Origin of the sequence: Lactobacillus sp. UMNPBX4, assembly GCF_002554115.1 — a bacterium.
In the GTDB taxonomy this organism is placed as follows: Bacteria; Bacillota; Bacilli; order Lactobacillales; family Lactobacillaceae; genus Lactobacillus; species Lactobacillus gallinarum.
The window spans coordinates 44177-63095 of sequence record NZ_PCZF01000005.1; the positions used below are offsets into that span (position 1 = coordinate 44177).

At 36.8% G+C, this 18919-nt stretch carries 16 protein-coding genes and 6 pseudogenes; 3 read left to right on the top strand and 19 right to left on the bottom strand.

Going from position 1 to position 18919, the window contains the following annotated elements:
• Position 1: 1 nt before the first annotated feature.
• The 6 genes from CP355_RS10465 to CP355_RS01915 all read right to left on the bottom strand — a co-directional run bounded on the left by CP355_RS10465 (position 2) and on the right by CP355_RS01915 (position 5373).
• Positions 2 to 163, bottom strand: coding sequence for a hypothetical protein (locus tag CP355_RS10465; protein WP_233186971.1), 162 nt, complete (start codon positions 161 to 163; stop codon positions 2 to 4).
• A 72-nt stretch (positions 164 to 235) separates the two neighbouring features.
• Positions 236 to 439, bottom strand: coding sequence for a hypothetical protein (locus CP355_RS10470; protein ID WP_233185844.1), 204 nt, complete (start codon positions 437 to 439; stop codon positions 236 to 238).
• A gap of 17 nt (positions 440 to 456) precedes the next feature.
• Positions 457 to 990 carry a hypothetical protein gene (locus tag CP355_RS10475; protein ID WP_233185845.1) on the bottom strand — a complete coding sequence of 178 codons (534 nt, stop codon included), beginning with the start codon at positions 988 to 990 and terminating at the stop codon, positions 457 to 459.
• A gap of 264 nt (positions 991 to 1254) precedes the next feature.
• On the bottom strand, positions 1255 to 1728 hold the full coding sequence (locus CP355_RS10255) for a CPBP family intramembrane glutamic endopeptidase (protein ID WP_158227432.1): 474 nt from the start codon (positions 1726 to 1728) through the stop codon (positions 1255 to 1257).
• A 336-nt stretch (positions 1729 to 2064) separates the two neighbouring features.
• The gene (locus CP355_RS01910) at positions 2065 to 2913 is read right to left on the bottom strand and encodes a patatin family protein (RefSeq protein WP_098043768.1); all 849 of its coding nucleotides are present in this window, start codon (positions 2911 to 2913) and stop codon (positions 2065 to 2067) included.
• A 63-nt stretch (positions 2914 to 2976) separates the two neighbouring features.
• Positions 2977 to 5373 carry a phosphoketolase family protein gene (locus tag CP355_RS01915; protein ID WP_098043769.1) on the bottom strand — a complete coding sequence of 799 codons (2397 nt, stop codon included), beginning with the start codon at positions 5371 to 5373 and terminating at the stop codon, positions 2977 to 2979.
• A 296-nt stretch (positions 5374 to 5669) separates the two neighbouring features.
• Here CP355_RS01915 and CP355_RS01920 point away from each other — a divergent pair, with 296 nt between their 5' ends.
• From CP355_RS01920 to CP355_RS01930, 3 genes and pseudogenes are all read left to right on the top strand, one after another.
• Positions 5670 to 6434: a DeoR/GlpR family DNA-binding transcription regulator gene (locus tag CP355_RS01920; protein ID WP_098043770.1), complete on the top strand. Its 765-nt coding sequence runs from the start codon at positions 5670 to 5672 to the stop codon at positions 6432 to 6434.
• 5 nt (positions 6435 to 6439) lie between these two features.
• Positions 6440 to 6792 (top strand): annotated as a pseudogene (locus CP355_RS01925) (bacteriocin immunity protein).
• 133 nt (positions 6793 to 6925) lie between these two features.
• Entirely contained in the window at positions 6926 to 7744 is an 819-nt protein-coding gene (locus CP355_RS01930; protein ID WP_087175926.1) for a Cof-type HAD-IIB family hydrolase, read from the top strand.
• 77 nt (positions 7745 to 7821) lie between these two features.
• On the opposite strand, the gene CP355_RS10345 is transcribed toward CP355_RS01930, so the two are convergent.
• From CP355_RS10345 to CP355_RS01995, 13 genes and pseudogenes are all read right to left on the bottom strand, one after another.
• On the bottom strand, positions 7822 to 7992 hold the full coding sequence (locus CP355_RS10345; RefSeq protein ID WP_199161198.1) for a hypothetical protein: 171 nt from the start codon (positions 7990 to 7992) through the stop codon (positions 7822 to 7824).
• A gap of 205 nt (positions 7993 to 8197) precedes the next feature.
• Positions 8198 to 8437, bottom strand: a complete 240-nt coding sequence (locus CP355_RS01940) for a hypothetical protein (RefSeq protein WP_025005444.1) — start codon at positions 8435 to 8437, stop codon at positions 8198 to 8200.
• 101 nt (positions 8438 to 8538) lie between these two features.
• Positions 8539 to 9264, bottom strand: coding sequence for a GntR family transcriptional regulator (locus CP355_RS01945; RefSeq protein ID WP_025005443.1), 726 nt, complete (start codon positions 9262 to 9264; stop codon positions 8539 to 8541).
• Positions 9264 to 10190: a nucleoside hydrolase gene (locus CP355_RS01950; protein WP_087175924.1), complete on the bottom strand. Its 927-nt coding sequence runs from the start codon at positions 10188 to 10190 to the stop codon at positions 9264 to 9266. Before CP355_RS01950 ends, CP355_RS01945 begins: the two co-directional genes overlap by 1 nt.
• Before the next feature lie 119 nt (positions 10191 to 10309).
• Positions 10310 to 10837: pseudogene (locus CP355_RS01955) on the bottom strand (potassium transporter Kup); the annotation flags it as partial.
• 9 nt (positions 10838 to 10846) lie between these two features.
• Positions 10847 to 11616, bottom strand: a pseudogene (locus CP355_RS01960) (IS982 family transposase).
• Between the two features lie 79 nt (positions 11617 to 11695).
• Positions 11696 to 12079, bottom strand: coding sequence for a cupin domain-containing protein (locus CP355_RS01965; protein WP_061205015.1), 384 nt, complete (start codon positions 12077 to 12079; stop codon positions 11696 to 11698).
• The gene (locus tag CP355_RS01970) at positions 12079 to 12984 is read right to left on the bottom strand and encodes an ROK family protein (protein WP_013682702.1); all 906 of its coding nucleotides are present in this window, start codon (positions 12982 to 12984) and stop codon (positions 12079 to 12081) included. The genes CP355_RS01965 and CP355_RS01970 overlap by 1 nt, the downstream gene beginning before the upstream one ends.
• Before the next feature lie 114 nt (positions 12985 to 13098).
• Positions 13099 to 14457: an MATE family efflux transporter gene (locus CP355_RS01975; RefSeq protein WP_012845486.1), complete on the bottom strand. Its 1359-nt coding sequence runs from the start codon at positions 14455 to 14457 to the stop codon at positions 13099 to 13101.
• Positions 14458 to 14536: 79 nt separating this feature from the next.
• Positions 14537 to 15878 (bottom strand): annotated as a pseudogene (locus tag CP355_RS01980) (MATE family efflux transporter).
• Positions 15879 to 16004: 126 nt separating this feature from the next.
• Positions 16005 to 16301 (bottom strand): annotated as a pseudogene (locus CP355_RS01985) (helveticin J family class III bacteriocin); the annotation flags it as partial.
• 22 nt (positions 16302 to 16323) lie between these two features.
• Positions 16324 to 17181: an IS982 family transposase gene (locus tag CP355_RS01990; RefSeq protein WP_013682704.1), complete on the bottom strand. Its 858-nt coding sequence runs from the start codon at positions 17179 to 17181 to the stop codon at positions 16324 to 16326.
• Positions 17182 to 17276: 95 nt separating this feature from the next.
• Positions 17277 to 18776 (bottom strand): annotated as a pseudogene (locus CP355_RS01995) (KUP/HAK/KT family potassium transporter); the annotation flags it as partial.
• Positions 18777 to 18919 lie beyond the last annotated feature (143 nt).

An 18919-nucleotide genomic window follows, 5' to 3' on the forward strand; every position in this document is an offset into this window, starting at 1 on the left:
CCTAGTCAATTACCATAGTAAAATTAAACCAATTATCTTTTTCACTATATTCAATAAACATGTTGTCATATTGATCATTTATTGCTTGAACATTAGCTAATTGCTCGCTTTCTTCAATAGCATTATCAAAGGCGATGCCAATAATCCGCACTAAATCAAACAATTTCACGTTTTTAGGTAAAACTTTAATCTCTTTTTCGCATTCAAAAGAATACTTGATTCCTAATTCATTAGCTTAGGCTAGTTTATTCACAACCAAACTTTTAAGTGCATCATTATGTAAGTGATTCAAATTTTTAAAATGCCAACTATTTTCATCATTAATCTGTTTTTCCGTATATTGTGCCAATTCTTGAACTAATTTTTGATCATGATTATTCACAGCTACTGTCCGCATCGTTGCTAGTAAATTCAAATAATCATGCTTAAATCTGCGCAAACGATCTTCACTATCTTCTAAATCATGTAAATAGAGCTTAAAGTTCGCTGTTCCTGCTTTTTTAACAATTTTTTCTGTAGCTGTACACTTGCAATATAGACCGCCACAATAAATAGAGACTGCATTCCCATGATCAAAATCCCAAAAATTTCAGCTGGTAATTTGATTTCTGGCACTCGCATAATATTGACAATTAATGCGCAAGCATAAAGATAGACTACTAGCCAGTCAGCAATCCGGCGATTTTCATTAGTTAAAAATTGATGAATCTGATAACGCCATTTTTTCAAAATTAGATACAAAATAGTTAAAACTACCGGATAAAACAAGAAAGCAAAAATTATTGGCAAATAGGAAAAAACATAATTGCTCATTAAATAAGTTAAGATTAAAATCGAGTGAATTAAGGTAATTGCTGCAACAGTTAACAACTTACCTGCTCGTTTGTAAAAGTAACAGTAATAAAGAGCAATAGTTGTAACAGGACTGATAATATTGCTCCATTCTGGGATATACTCTGCAATTACTTGATTGCAAATAAAAACGACCAATGCAAATATTAAATCTCGCTTTTTAAATTTGACATTAGTAATAGCGTAAAAAAGTATTAGCTCTAGTACTACAAGAACTACCGCTCCTGTGTAATAACCTAGATCGTATGATGAAATATTTATTTTCCTTTTCCTCCTACTATTTATTACTCTTCACTTTAGCATTATTTGCAAAGGTATAATTGTACTGATTCAAATTCGGTTATTTTTCAATCAAATTTGGGCAAAAAATAATCACTACCGAAATGATAGTGATTATTAATTCTATTTATTTGTTTGCACATAATGCCGATTAAACAACCAAAGACAAATTATTGCCAAGATCATTAATGGCAAAACTGCTAAGAAGACTTTGACAAGTGAAATGTTATGCGAGCCTGTATTAGAAGTAAGAATCACAGGTTTAAAGTCGATGAAGAAGTGTAATACCATACACCAAACGATATTATTCGATAATAAGCGCAAATATATCAAAATTATTCCGGTAGTAAAAGCGAAGATGACTTGGCCAACAGTAGATTGTAACGGTTGGTGCGTTAAGTTAATTAAGTGCATACAGCCAAATAAGATTGAACTGATCAACCCAGCTATCAAGAACCGATTCTTGTTGTGATAAAAGAAGCTTAATAAGCTATTAAAAAGCAAGCCGCGAAACAGCAATTCTTCGATTACCCCTGCCATCAACGCTATCACAAACATCGAAATAATTTTATTGATCGCCATATGAGTAATTTGCATAATAGGCGCCAGCAGAATCGAAATGATATATGGCACACCCACTATCAATAAAATCCAGCTCCAAATTTTTTGTGCTTTTCCAGACTGCATTCTTGTTTGTAATACTTTAGTGGTACGACACAAATGCAGCAATAACGATGCTAAAACTAGGGTTAATACAATTATCAATAAATCCTTGATATACCATAGCCTTGATAAATGCGATACTAGCGGCCATAACGCATATATTACCGTTAACACCACAAAGCTGACTAGCATCTTCCAGCTATTTCTTTTCCTTGCATTCTCATCATCTAAATCTACATAGCTGCTTAAAGCTAATTCATTTCCCTATTTCTAATTATTCAAATAATTAATTAAGCCTGGCAAAACTTTTTCTGCCTCTTGCCGTCCCACATAATAGACACGCTTAATTTCATTCTTGTCTTGCTCAAGCGTTCCAATATTTAATGCCTCTGGCGGTCTAATGACGAAATTTTCTCCAGTATTTTCATCCGCTTCAATATTATCTAACACGGCGTTATAGTCTTCCGCTCTTGTAGCCAATTTATCAAGCACAGCTGGATACTCACGCAATAATACCCTTTCAACCGGAAAAAGCTTGCTTTGCTTCTTTCTGTACTCCTTAGGCTGCGTTGTAATCACGATCTTTTTATCAAAATTATTTTTCTTCAAAAAGCCATATGGAATCGAGTCTGAAACGCCGCCATCAAAGTAATAATGACCGCCAATAGCTACAGGATGGGCAAAAAATGGAATGGATGATGATGCTCTGATCCATTCTAAATCTACATACCCCGCATCCCTCAACTTATGGTAAACCGGCTCACCTGTTGCGGCATCCGTTGCCACGCACCAAAAGTCCATTGGATTAGCCATAAAAGTCTTTTTATCAAACACATCTAACTTATCTGGTAAAACGTGATAACAAAAGTTAGCGGCATATAAATTGCCTGATCTGCGCCATGACTTCCAACTAGCGTAATACGGCTTACCCGTAAAACGCAGATTATAACGCAATACTCGTCCGATCTGCTCTGACTTCATATTAACGCCAAACGCTGCACCCGCCGAAACGCCAATTGCACTATCAAAACTTATATTATTTTCCATTAAGACGTCGAGCACACCCGCGGTGAAAAGTCCACGCATGGCTCCGCCTTCTAGTACTAAACCTGATTTCATATCTACCCCTACAAAAAAGACCTATGTTTTTCGACATAGGTCTAATTTATTCTTATTTAGAAATTACTTCAAGCCCTTCCATTTCCATTCGGTAACTTCTGGCATATCCTTACCATTATCACGAATGTATTGGTGGTGCTTTTCAAGTAAATCATCCATGTGACTAATGAAGTCAGCGTTCTTACCCTTTAACTTAGCAACGCCTTCAACAGCGTCCTTTGCAAGGTCGAATCTGTCAAGGTGATTCAAGACACGCATGTCAAATGGAGTGGTAATGTCACCATTTTCTTCGTAGCAGTGGATGTGAACGTTGTAACGCTTACGGTCGAACCAGATTGATTGCATCATGCTCTTGTAGCCATGCCATGCAAAGATTACTGGAACATCCTTTGGGAATAAGCGGTCAAATTCTTCATCAGAAATAGCATTCTTGTTGTCCTTTGGTGACATTAACTTCATCACGTCGACAACGTTGATGTAACGGATCTTAAGATCTGGGAACTTGTCGTGCAAAATGTCAATGGCTGCCAAAGTTTCGATAGTTGGTTCAGTTTCAGTTGAAGCAAAGACAACATCTGGCTTTGCACCCTTATCAGTTGAAGCCCAGTCAATGTAGCCTAAGCCCTTGTCAACCAACTTTTGAGCTTCTTCAATTGAGAACCATTGCGGACGAGGTTGCTTTGAAGTTACCAAAACGTTGATGCATTCACGATCCTTAAAGGCCCTGTCACCAACAGCAAGCAAAGTGTTAGTATCTGATGGCAAGTATTCATGAATCAAATCTGGACGATTCTTTTCGTATAAGTGAGTCAAAATACCTGGATCTTGGTGAGTGTAACCGTTGTGGTCTTGTTGGAACACAGTTGAGGTAGCAACAAAGTTAAGTGATGGGTAATCATGACGCCAGTATTGTTCCTTAGCTTTTCTAAGCCACTTCATGTGTTGTGTAAGCATTGAGTCTACTACACGACCAAATGCTTCGTAAGTTGCGAAAAAGCCATGACGACCAGTTAATACGTAGCCTTCAAGGAAGCCTTCATCTTGGTGTTCTGATAATTGTGAATCGATCACACGACCACTTGGAGCCATGTTTTCATCATTTGGTTCGTGGATTTCTGGTTCCCATTGACGCTTTTGGTTATCCAAAAGTTGGAACAAACGGTTTGACTTAGATTCATCAGGACCAAAGCCGCGGAAAGTGGTTGGGTTAAGCTTAGCAACTTCATCTAAGTATTTAGCCCATTCAACCATGTCTTGAGCTTCCATTGAACCTGGCTTGTCAAACTTAAGAGCAAAGTCGCGGTAGTCTGGCAAGTTCAAGCGCTTAGGATCCTTACCACCATTAGTGATTGGGTTCATTGCCATACGGTGGTCGCCTTCAGCAGTGTTTTCAGTAACAATTTCCTTAGGTGAACCATCTTCGTTGAATAATTCTTCAGGCTTGTAGCTTTCAAGCCAATCAGTCAACATGTCGGCATGCTTCATATCACCTTGTGAGACAGGAATTGGAATTTGGTGTGCTCTAAATGAGTTTTCAATTGGGTTACCATCAAGATCCTTCTTTGGACCAGTCCAACCCTTTGGGCATTGGAAGATGATCAATGGCCAGTGTGGCAAACTTGCATCGTTATTTTCACGAGCATGCTCTTGAATGGCCTTGATTTCTTCGATTACTTCGTCCATGGTCTTAGCCATTTCTTCGTGGACTTGCATTGGATCCTTTTCACCATCGAAACGGCCACCCTTAAATACTGAAACAAAGTGTGGATCCCAACCCATACCGCGGAAGTATTCAGTCAATTCTTGATCGCTCATTCTTGAAACAATAGTTGGGTTAGAAATCTTGAAGCCATTGATTTGAAGGATCGGTAAAACAGCACCATCTTTAATTGGGTTGATGAACTTGTCACTGAACCAACTTGCTGCAAGCGGGCCAGTTTCAGCTTCACCGTCACCGATTTCAACAGCAGCAATTACATCTGGATTATCTAAAACTGCACCAACACCGTGAGATAAAGCGTATCCTAATTCCCCACCTTCATGGATTGAACCTGGAGTTTCAGGAGCAGCGTGAGAAGCAACACCGCCTGGGAAACTGAAACGCTTGAATAATTTAGCCATACCTTTTTCATCTTGGGTAATTTCTGGATAACGTTCAGTATATGAACCATCAAGGTATGAGTTTGAAACCATTACTTGGCCACCGTGACCTGAGCCTTCAATGTAGAACATATCCAAGTCATATTTCTTAAGTACACGGTTCAAGTGTGCATAAATAAAGTTTTGTGGAGCAATAGTACCCCAGTGACCAATAGGCTTTGGCTTTACGTCTTCAGCAATCAACTTATGCTTTAACAATGGATTCTTCATTAAGAAGAGTTGTCCAACAGATAAGTAATTTGCAGCACGCCAGTAAGCATCGACGCTCTTTAAGTATTCTTTTGAATCGTAATTCGTCATTTTTCCTCCTTTGAGCAAGTTTAAGCGCTCTGTTTTGTAATCCTTTTCTTTATACCTATATCATACCAATTACTGATGAAAAGTCAATCATTTTTATAATTGGATCCTACCAATTTAAATAAGTCTTTAGATTTAAATCAGAATAGCCTTATCCTTGAACTAATCAGTTTTTTATAATGAAATATAAGTGTTTATGTTTTGATATACTTAAAAGTACTGATAAATAAATGCAAAATGCTGATCAAACAAATACGGCTACCTGTAAAAATGCTAGACTAATTCATGGAGAGAGAAAAATGACTCAAGAAGAACGATTAATTCAAATCAAAAAGCTATTGAAAGAAAAACATCAGCTTTCAACTAGAATAATTGCCCAATATTTTAATGTATCTTTTGATACTGCACGTCGTGATGTAATTCATTTAACGACAACTGGACAGGCAATCCGAGTACACGGCGGGCTGATGGAGGTCAATCAAAATAGCGTACCTGATTTTTTAACTAGAAATGAAGTTCAATCACCAATTAAATTGAAAATGGCAAAAAAAGCTAAACGATTCGTTCATCCTGGTCAATGTGATTTTATTGGTTCTTCAACAATTCTAAAACAACTTTGTCCCATGCTTAACGGTATCGATATGCAAGTAGTTACTAATTCAATCGACAATGCTTTAAGCATGTTAACAACCGAAGTCCCTTCTGTTAGATTGCTAGGCGGATTAATCAACAAGTCGCAGCGCTACATTTACTCAAAAGTCGCTCTTGAAACAATTTGTAAGATTCATTTCAATACAGCTTTCATTGGCGCTTCTCGTATTAGACCAGATGGTGTATATGCGCCAAAAATGGAAGACGCAGAAGTTGTACGTACGGCAATTGCACGCGCTAATCAAGTTGTTTTAGTAGCAGAAAAATATAAATTCACTAACGATTCATCTTCTCCATATATGTCTGCTCCATTGGACAAGGTGGATGTCTTAATAACAGATACTCCTTTAACCAATGAGCAGAGAAGTTGGTTTAATCCTAAAACACAAATCCTACCGGTTTTAAAGGAGTGATTATGATGTTCGGCATTTTTAAACATAACTCAGATACCAAAGAGGTCTATCAAGATTTAAAAAATTTCTATAATAGTTTTTTCAGCAATATTTATAATGAAATGAATATTGGACGCTATCGTCCTATTCGCGATGCTATTGGACTGGTTATTAACAAATTCGATAGTAATGACCATCCACTTGAATATACAAGTAAGTTAGTAATGTATATTCAAGCCAAGGTAGCATTGAATCATTTACATTTAACCCCTGATCAAGAAAAATAATGAAAAACTTAATAGAAAAAACAAAATATTTAAATCTTTCTTACGTTTATTTAAGTCCAATTGATTCAGCAGAACAATTTGTTAAGATCTAAAGTGAACAGTGTATCTGCTCTAGATCAAAAAAATGAACTCCAAAAAGCCGGGTAAAACATTTACTCGGCTTTTTGCTTTATAATAGTAAATAAATAGAAAAGATATAGATTTTATAAAAAGAGGACAAATTACATGAGCAAATTGCCTTTTAAAGTTATTGCCGTAGACATGGATGGTACATTCATGCGTGATAATCAAACTTTTGATCATAAAAGATTTGACCGAATTTTAGATCAAATTCATGAAAATAAAGCCCACTTTATTGTTTCAAGTGGTCGACCATATTCTCGTTTGAGAAAAGATTTCACTGGATTTTTAGATAGAATTGACATGATTGCCGACAATGGCTCACTTCTTATTCAAGATGACAACATTATCAGCACTCACCTATTAACTCACAAAACTACAATGGAATTACTAGAATTTATTCAAATTCATTATCCTGAGAGTTCCGTCATCGTCACTGGCATCAATAGCTCATATACAACGATGGATGCATCCCCTGCCTTTAAGCAAACAATGAACTTCTACTATCCTGATCGTGTGGAAGTACCCGACTTAATGACCGCCGTAAGTCCTCATGATCAAATTACTAAACTAACTTTGAGTTATCGATATGATTTTTCAGCAGAATTAGAAAAGGAATTCAATGCCCACCACGCAGAAAAAATCCACTGTACTTCAAGTGGATTCGGGCTAATGGATATCGTTCCTTATAGCGTCAACAAGGGTATCGCGTTAAAATACTTTTTACGTTACTTCGATGCTAAGCCTAGTGAATTAATTGCGTTTGGCGATGGCATGAACGACAAAGAAATGCTGGAACTCGCCGACTATAGCTATGCTATGGAAAATGCTGAACCTGCACTTAAAAAAGTCGCTAAATATATTGCACCAAGCAATAATGATGATGGTGTTTTGCAAGTGCTAGATAAATATTTGAATGAGTAAAAAGAAAATAGGACTTTCACAATAAAAGTCCTATTTTTTCTTCGCACTTATGCACCTTTTAACTATCTAATAATACATTATTTTGGCAAATTAGACAATTCTACTCTATTATATGCACCATTTTTTCTACTTTCTGGATGGGGATCTAATCCGATGATAGTAATATCTCTTCGATTAGGGCCGTAAACCCAAAACATTCGCCGAGCTTCACTATTATTATTTTCTAAATAAGACTGCCAAACTTTCATGCCGTATCTAGCTGATAAAGAAGATATTTCATGAGTACGTAATCCAGGATATTAAGGATCTTCAGATAGCGATTTTAATGCTTTTCCCCATTTTTTGTATAAAACTGTATCTTTTTTACTAATTGAACCATTCCGATAACTTACCTGTAATTCCTGCCATAATTCAGCCATCTGGGGAATACCCATTTTGATTTTAAACCGCATTCTAAAAATCTGATAAGTCTACTGGAGCAGACACTTTTCCTTTCTCAAAGTTTGCAATAGATTCATCCATTACTTCCAGAGCCTTATTTGAAACATCTTTTGGCTTAACCAATTCTCTAGGTTCTAAAACTAAACATCCATTATCATATTCCTTAACATCATAATATTTAAATTTAGATTTACGTAATGTTATTCTCTTTTTACTATCTGTATGAGCAATGTAATTATTAACGACTTGCATAATTAAGCCCTCTCTTTCCGTGGGATTTCCCACTGATATTATATCATATTTACGCTAGTCAAAAAAAAGCAGTCATTAAATGGCTGCTTCATATAATATTTCTATTTCCCCAAATTAACAAAAGTATTAAAATTCATGTAGTGATAATGAACTCGCATGTTTGACACTTCAAACGGCGTTCCATCATCTAAAAAGAAAATACCTTCCATAACACCAACTGGCTCATTTTCTTTTAAATGCATCTGCTTTTGATCTTCAGCATTCGAAGGCTCAACTGTAATATTCAAAAATGCCTTAGTTACAGTTTTGCTTTGTTCATCTTCCAAATAATTAAATAAAGAGCTCTGCAACGTTTCAGGCTTCAATTCCGGCATAATTTTAATAGGTAAATAACCTGTTTCAATCAAAAATGGCTGTTCATCGAGTAAACGCAGGCGCTTGAATTCATAAACAAAAGCATTTTCATTTAAAAATAAGTCTTCCGCAATTTCTTTGGTAGCTTTAATCACCTGAAAATCTAACAGTTTTATTTGCTGCTTTTTACCAGGCACCTTAAAACTATCAGTGATTCCCAAGTTCGAGCCGTCATAACGAAACATCGCCTGATTTTTCAAATACAGTGGATTAATAAACGTGCCACTACCTCGCTTTTTAAAAACGATCCCTTGTTGGGCCAATAATTCTAGGGCTCGTTTCATCGATGAACGACTAACGTCATAATGCTTAGCTAAACTACGCTCATCGGGAATCCGCATCCCATTATATTTATTATTTAAAATATTTTGTTTAATATCCTGCATTACTGTCCGATAAACATAATCTGCCATTATTCTCTTCCTTGATCAGAATTTTTAATACTATCAATAAACCACTTTGAAAATTGCTCTAGATCTACATCTGTTGCAATTTCTGCATTAGCATGTTCTTGATCCATAAAGTTAATTACACTTGCACCATATGTAAATTGACCGCGCAATTCAATCTCTACGTTAGCCTTTTTCAAGGTAAACATTTCTGGATGAAGCAAAATGCCCACAGCCGTTGGATCATAAATCTTAATACGAGGATCACCATCTGGCTCATGAATATGTGAAAATAGTGAGTAAAGCATGTTGCCGACTTCACCACATTCCTTTACCTTGCTCATTTGATCTTGGGTTAAATGAGCCTTATTGCCGATTTCAAGCGGCGCCACCTTAATTGGTAAACCGCTGTGGAAAACAACTTGAGCAGCTTCAGGATCTCCCGCAATATTGTATTCAGCAAGTGGACTGTGATTGCCGCGACCGATGTTACCGCCCATGATGACGATTTGATCAATATTTTTCTTTACTTCAGGATATTGTTTAAAAAGCAAAGCATAGTCAGTTAACGGTCCAATTCCAAGTAAAGTAACTTTTTCAGGACTATTCTTAATTTCTTCAGCCATCACAGTTGCAGCAAGGCCTGGCTTAACCAAACTGCGATCTGCTTCTTCAAAATCAAAGCCAGCGATACCAGTTTTACCATGTACTGATGCGGCACTAATCATTGGTGCAACTAATGGTTGATTAGCCCCCACTACTACGGGAACCTTGGTGTGCAAAAACTTTTCTAAATTCAAAGTATTTTGCAAAGTATATTCAAGTTGAACATTTCCCCAGGTTGGCACGATCATTCTGACATCAAGTTCTTTAGCAAAAAGGCTGATCGTCATTGCTGCAATATCGTCAATTCCTGGATCTGTACTAATAATTAAAGGTTTCTTATTCATAAATTCTACCTCTTCTAAGCGTATTAAGTATATTTATAATAACAAAAAACCGACCAAATAAAAAAGTGGTTCGATCTAATCTAACTGAAAAAAGCCTAGCTTGGCTAGACTTTTTTCAGTTACTTTTTAGTTTGTTTCTTAGGTTTAATTCGCTTAATATAGCTTTCTTGATGCTTGCCTAAGATCAATGGTACTCGTTCTACCACTGTATCTGCATACTCTAAACCAAACCAAGAAGCTGGGTTAGAAGATAGATTTTGCAGCCAGACTCTAGCCTCGACCATAAACTTCTCATAACCAGTCAATTTAGTTAATGGACTAATTGCATCATTAACAATGACGAAGGAGAAGTCACCTACATCTCTACCAGGAGTAGTAGTGAATCTTTGTAGTTGAGCCTCAATAGTACCATCTGCAATCAATTCATGAACAATTTGCCGTAAGTAGACGTTAACGCTAGTTTGCTTTCTAAAACCTAGATAAAGCTGAACGTTGATTACGTTCTTAGTACCGTACGTATTTACTGCATATTCTGCGGTATATGGTTCGTTTGTTACATTGACAGTAACAAACCAATAGGCTTTAGCACGTTTAGGTCTTTTATCCAAAATTGAATAAAGTATCTCACGCTTAATGAACTTATTATACGCGTGGTGCTAGTTAAATCGTTCTAGACAATATGCCATATTATAGGTCAAAATGGCTATTTCTAGCCGCTGTTGAAAGCCTGCTAGATTCCTTGCTCGGTTGTTTTCAGTATTGTAATAGCTAAGCAAGAAAAAGTCGCTTTCAATCGTTCTCCTAATTGCCATTAATTAGTGATCGTTATGCTTTTTAGAGCCTTTCATATTTTTGCGATATGGCGTCCAAAGCACATATCCCATACGCTCGTCTCTTTGGCATCATGTACCGACGCCTTAGTAACTGCGTAATCAAGCAGATAGCCATCATCACTCACTATCGCGTGGACCTTGAAGCCATAATAGTAGACTTTTTTGGTGGCTTTATAGCCAATATCGGCTATGCCACGGAAAATTTTAACGCGATAATTGCGAACAGGCTGACAAACTGGAACAGGAAAACTGTCAATAATCAAAAATTCTCCAGCAACCCTTACTTCTTTATTCCAAGCTTGACGGATACAGCGAATTAAAGGCAGGAGCATCCGAGCTCGCCGATTAAAGCGAGAATGAGACAAGCCAACAAAGAATTTACAAAATCTTCGTTGAGACTCAATCCCAATTTCAGTTTGCCAAATGAGCATCGCTAAGATAGAGCTGTCAGAAAGCTTGGTACGATCAACATTTTTGCGATGTTTAAGCTTATCGGGAGCATAGAGTTTATACAGAGAGCGGCAGATTACATTTAAGCGACTAAAACTAACTTGTAAATGGTGAGAGAAACGATTAAGCTTGAGGTAGTTCAATTAGATCAGACTCTTTTCTATTAATCTAAGTTACAGCTTGAGTCTAATCCGATTGGACTTTTTTGATAACTAAAACGATTTAACTAGCACCACGCGTTTGCAGATCAGTAAAACTAGTTGGATCATTGATAGCAATAATCTCCTCACTGATTTGCGGATACAGCCTGCAGACTACACTATACGGAAAAATTATTGATAGAGCTAAATCTTGTTCTCCAGAACGATTTCTAATCGAATGTATTTCCTGAGAATTAACAATAAAGATTTTTCCAGGCTTAGTGTTATATTTTTTACCGCTAATTTGAAAATTATCGATGTTTCCTCTTATCGTATAGCTAAGTTCAATCCCACGATGCCAATGCGGAGCAATATAAAACGGAATTTTATTGTCATGAAAAACGAAATACCATACGTTTAACGGATCGGTAGGAATTACTACTTCGTGAAGATTCTTTTCAGACATTATAGTTTTTCACCATTAACGTGTAGCAACAAGTTGTATAAAGCTCCAAATAAATTTGCATCATTCTTAAATTTAGCTTCAACAATCTTAGGACGAGTCAAAGTCATCTTGTACATTGGCATTTGATCCAAAAATTGATCATATGCACGATTGATTTCTTCAACTAGAATCGGTTGCGCTGAGATTCCACCACCAATCGCAATTGTTGTCAAATCTACTACTGATTGGATATTAACAATGATGCCAACCACATCCCAGCAATAGGAACGTAGTATTTTCAAAGCTTGCTCATTGCCCGAATTGATAGCTTCAAAAGCAGCTAAGCCATCAGTTTCATCCTCATTGCCGATCGCTTTAATGACCTGGCTAACCATGCGAACTGCCGAGCCCATAGTTCCAGCAATATCATCAAAACCCATTTCTTTGGCCATCTTTAAAACCATGAAGCTCAATTCACCGGCTTGGAAGTGAGCACCATTTAATAAGCGACCATTCACAATTATTCCGCCACCTACTCCTGAACCAAGAGTAATAGCAGCACAATTTTGCAAGTCCTTCAAATTTCCTAGCCAATTTTCAGCCAAAACACTAGCCTTGCCATCATTTATTACTGCGACTGGAATGTTGAGATCCTTATATATTTCTGAAAAATCAATCCCATCAAGAAATGGCAATGCGCCACCGAAATGAATCTTCGTGTATTCAATTTTACCTGGTGCACAAAAAGCTAGACCCTTGATATCTTTTTCAGCGTAATTTTTAACTACTTGATCAACTGTCGTCAAGAACTTTTCTTTTTCATGTGGTGATTTTGTTTTGCCCTTTTCAATAATATTGCCGGCATTGTCTAACAAAGCATATTTTAAGTTAGTCCCACCAATATCAATACTTAGATAATTTTTCATCTCATATGTATTCGCTTTCATTATCATTACCACAATTGTACTCAAAGCTCAAAAAGCAAACAAGCCAAATATTGATCATAATTTGGCTTGTTTGACATTATTTAGTTTAAAATTTTACGCTTCTTTTCTAGTTTGTTGGCTGATTAAAGCAAAATCAAGATGACGATAAGCATTCAATAAAACTATGGTACTTAAGAACCAAGTAGCCGGATAAATCCAGTTGGCCATCCGAATATCCTGGAAAAATGGCTTGGTACCTAATAAAACTGCTAACCTTACTACAACCCAGCAAAGCATCATTGCTAACATTGGGATCGTCGCTTTCCCTGCACCACGCATTACTGAAGCAATTAAATGCGTAATCGCAACCAAGAAAAAGAAGAAACCACAAACTCTTGCACGCCCAACACCAAAGGCGACGACCGAAGGCGTCGGATCAAATAGCGCGATCAGTTGCGGCGCAAAGGTAAATACGCTTAAGCCGATTATTTCCGCAATCAGCACTGCCAAAATCACTCCAAACCGAACACCCTCTTTAATTCGCTTAATTTTTCCGGCACCAAGGTTTTGCGCCACAAACGTCGTCAAAGCTAAAGTGAAACTAGTTACTGGTAGAAAAGCAAAACCCTCAACGCGAGTATAGGCCCCGATTCCTGCAACTGCATGTGCACCAAACATGTTGATATATGATTGAATAACCACATTAGACACGGAAATTAACGAATTCTGTAATCCTGATGGTAAACCATAATCAATCGTCAGCTTCAACATCGGCCGATATATTTTAAGATGGCGCAGATCTACCCGACTTGGACCTTTTAGCTTACGCAATTTATTATAAGCAAGACAAGCAGAAAATGTTTGTGCTATTACTGTAGCCAAAGCTGAAAAGCCAACGCTTAAATGAAGCCAATAGATAAAAATAATGTCAAAAGCAATATTTACTACTGATGAGGCAATTAGGTAATACAAAGGACCCTTACTATCACCATTGGCTTGAAGGATACTAATAAAAGTGTTGTACATAACAAAGCCCATTGATCCCAAAAAGTATACTCGTAAGAATTCTACTGATTCAGGCATAATGCTTTTTGGCGTTCCCATTAATATCAGAATTTGTGGAGTCAACACTACACCAATGATTATCAACAAAAAGCCACAAATAAAGCCCACAGCAACCACTGTAGCCACTGCTTCGCGTGTGTGTTGATCAATTTTAGCACCAATACATTGTGCTATTACTACTCCTGCACCCATCGCTAGTCCTTGGAATAACCCGATTAGCAACATGATCAAACTTCCAGACGATGAAACTGCAGCTAAAGCATTCGACCCAATTACATTACCAACTACCAACGAATCGGCAGCACTATACATTTGTTGGAATAAATTTCCCAAAAATAGTGGAATTGCAAATTTAATTATCTGACTTCGATATGAGCCTTCAGTCATTACAATCGCGTCATTATCCACCTAATTCCCCCTTACTTATCCAAACCGTTAAATAAATATCATCTTAACTTATAATTTAATTAAATCACAGGGAAAACAACTATACAAACAGTGACTTGGTTCTCCAAGTACCATGATGCCACCGGTAGATCATCAACATTGCGCGCAAACTTTCATCGATCGCATATGCAATCCATACACCTACTAACCCCATATGAAAGACAATTGCCAATAAATATGAAAATGGCAAGCTAATTAGCCATAGCACAGTTAAACTACATGCAAGCGGAAATCTAACATCCCCACTCGCATTTAATGATCCTACCAAAGTCATATTAACCGCTCTTGCTGCTTCAAGAATAATTTCGACCAAGAAAACCCAGCGTGCCAATTCAATGATTTCAGGTTTATTTGTATAAATATGCATAATTGGCGTAATAAAAATAAAGGTCACGATTGAAATTGAAGTTGAAATTCCCACATTTTGTACCATTGACCGAAAGCCTCTTTGATATGCTCCTTCGAAATCTTTTGCGCCAACAGTACGACCAATAACAATTTGATTTCCTTGACATAAGGCTGAAGCCGTTAAAAATACAAATTGGGTAATCGCTGAAACATACGATTTGGTAATCAATACATTAGTTCCTAAAGTAGCAACAATCATTGTGACTACCACTTGAGCCCCAGAATAAGAGACTGATTCACCTGATGAAGGTAATCCTAACTTAAGAATTTGTTTTAAAAATGGTATCGAAAACCGTTTGAAGTTAACTTTTAACACATTGAACTTCACATATCGCTTAACTAAATAAATTGCTACAATCCCCGCACAAAATTGGCCAAAGATACCTGAGATTGCAATCCCTCTAACGCCAAAATTAGGTAAGCCGAATGGTGAGAACAGCACCAAATAATTCCCACAAACCGCAAGAATATTAGCGATAGTTGGCACAATCAAAGCTTGCAAGGTTAAACCATGCGTTCTCAAGCAGGCTAACATGACAGAATTTAACGCCAAAATAATCGTTCCTGCTCCGTACAGCTGCATATAAGGGATCGCAATTGCAATTACATCATCTGGAATGTTCAAGAAGCGTAACAGAGGATATGGCAAAAGAATAAAAATAGCTCCTAAAAGCAAACCAATTCCAATTGCTCCAAAGATTGCTGTATTCATTACCTTAGGAATCTCTTTGTGTTTTTTTGGCACCAAGAAATTGCGCAATCATGATTTGTGTACCTACCGTTACAAACCCATAAACATTATATGACAAGCCAAAAAATTGGTTGCAGGCACCAACAGCAGCTACAGCCACTTCATCAAAGTGAGAAATCATCCATACATTGACGTTTCCCACCATCACATTGAAGAGAAATTCAATAAAAATTGGCCAGCTTAGAATGATTAATTCTTTGTCTGATCGGTTTAAAAGCTTCATGGCAATACCTAACCTTTCAAAATAAAATTGAAACCGTTTTATTCGATTTGTACATATTTTATTCTATACACATAAAAGGTAAAGACAAAAGCTATACTTTTTTCAATTAATCTTGATATCTGAAATTTAGTCCCAAGCTAATTCATAAACCTTATTTGAAACAGTTTTATTTTTACCGTTAACATTAGCATGGTATGCAACAGTTAAGTAACCGTGATTCTCATCAATGATTTGGATACTTTCAACTTCACTATGTTCACCTGAAATATCTAATCCACCAAATGCACTTAAATTTACATTTTCCCATTGAGATTGGTCATTACGAGCATAAAATGGAATCTTTACAATTTCCTTGTGATAGTATGACCATGAACCATTACTTAAACTTGGTGATTTTTGACTAGTAATATAAATATTACCAGAATTATCTAGATCACGCGTGGTGCTAGTTAAATCGTTCTAGACAATATGCCATATTATAAGCTAAAATAGCTATTTCTAGCCGCTGTTGAAAGCCTACTGGACTTCTTGCTCGATTATTCTCAGCGTTGTAATAACTAAGCAAAGAAAAGTCGCTTTCAATGCTTCTTCTAATTGCCATCAATTGATGATCATTATGCCTTCTAGCTCCTTGCATATTTTTACGATATGGCATCCAAAGCACATATCCCATGCGCTTTAGATTAGTAGCTAGATTTTTGCCTAAATAACCTTCATCTCCTAAAAGATAATGGTTGGCTGGATGAGCATCGATCATCAATTCTACTGTCTCTTTGGCATCATGTACTGACGCTTTAGTAACTGCATAGTTAAGCAGATAGCCATCATCGCTTACTATTGCGTGGACCTTGAAGCCATAATAATAGACTTTCTTGGTTGCTTTATAACCAATATCAGCTACGCCCCGAAAGATCTTGACACGATAATTGCGAACAGGCTGGCAAACTGGCACTGGGAAACTATCAATAATCAAAAATTCTCCAGCTGTCTTTACTTCTTGATTCCAAGCCTGACGGATACAACGAATTAGAGGCAAGAGCATCCGAGCTCGCCGATTAAAGCGAGAATGAGACAAGCCAACAAAGAATTTACAAAATCTTCGTTGAGACTCAATCCCAATTTCAGTTTGCCAAATGAGCATCGCTAAGATAGAACTATCAGGAAGCTTGGTCTGATCAACATTTTTACGATGTTTAAGTCCATCAGGCGCATAAAGCTTATATAGCGAGCGACAAATCACATTTAACCGATTAAAACTAACTTGTAAATGGTGAGAAAAACGCTTAAGCTTGAGATAGTTCAATTAGATCAGACTCTTTTCTATTTAAATTACTTACAACTTGAGTCTAGTCTAATTGGACTTTTTTATTAACTAAAACGATTTAACTAGCACCACGCGTACTTATTATACTTAACCTTTGCCATATAAACAACATTAGTGGCATAAACAGGGTAATCTTCGCAGTGGCTTAAATCTGTCAGCATTTCTGTATACTCGTCTAAACGAACGTAAGCATTCTTAGCTTCACGCTTATCACGAATCTTATTTCCATAAAACCAAACATACATGATTGCCAAGATAAAGCCAGCAATTAAAACAGTTACGTAACCGCCATGTAAGAATTTAGTCAAACTGGAGATTAAGAACATCCCTTCAATAAAAGCAAATGCAATCAAAAAGATCACACGTAAGTAAAGTGGTTTGCCTTTTTTACCCAAGTATTCAAACAATAATATTGTAGTCATCAACATAGTGACAGTAATTGCCAAACCATATGCTGCTTCCATGTGGTGTGAAGTTCTGAATAAGAACACAATTGCTACAGTTACCACACAGATCATTTTGTTAATTGATGGAATATAAATTTGTCCTTTTTCAGTTGAAGGATAAATAATATTCATTCTTGGTAAAAACTTTAAACTGCTGGCCTCAGCGACCAAAGTAAACGATCCAGTAATCAATGCCTGGGAAGCAATGATAGCTGCGATCGTAGCCAAGGCAATGGCAAAAAGACGCAAATTGCTAGGAACAACTTCAAAGAATGGATTGAAGTCACCATTACCAGCATGATAGCTAGCATTATGCAAAATCCAAGCGCCTTGGCCTAGGTAGTTTAATGAAAGACAAACAAATATATATGGCCAAGAGCCCATAATATTCGCTTTACCTACGTGTCCAACATCCGAATATAACGCTTCAGCACCAGTAGTAGCCAAGAAGACAGAACCCAAAATTAGGATCCCGACTTTATTAGCTGGACTAAACAAAATTCGAATAGCATAAATGGGATTAATCGCTTCCAAAAGACTCCAATCATGGCTCAAGTTAACAATGCCAACTACTCCTAAAAAGGTAAACCATACCAGCATAATTGGACCAAATGCTTTACCAATAACGCTGGTTCCCATCCTCTGAATTGAGAATAGAATTACCAAAATGATGATAGTAATCATAATTACAACTTCTTGAGAAGGAACCGGAATCACATCACCAAAGCGCATATTCTTTAACCCTTCAATCGAAGTGGTAACGGTCACTGCTGGTGTCAAAGTACCATCGGCAAGCAGAGCTGCACCACCAATCAGAGCCGGGATAACCAGCCACTTGGCTCTTTTTCTAACTAAAGCATAAAGAGAGAAGATTCCTCCTTCGCCATGATTAGTTGCCTTCAAAGCAATCATGACATATTTGACAGTAGTCAACAAAGTTACTGTCCAAAGAATTAACGAGATTGAACCAACGATCAATTCTCGATTAACGTTGGCAATCCCGCCATTTTCAGTCACAATTGATTTCATTACATATAACGGACTTGTTCCAATATCACCATACACAATACCTATGGCGATCAACAATCCCGCAAAACTCATCTTTTGCTTTTTAGTAATTTTATTCATGTCTAATAATCCTCTACAACACTTAAAAATAAAATCTTCACTAGAATAGATAATTAATCCAGTGTTTACAATAAAAATATATTTTTAAGAAACTGTCAAATCTTTTGTGTAAATAGATCTTTCTCGTAAATTGATTTTTTAAT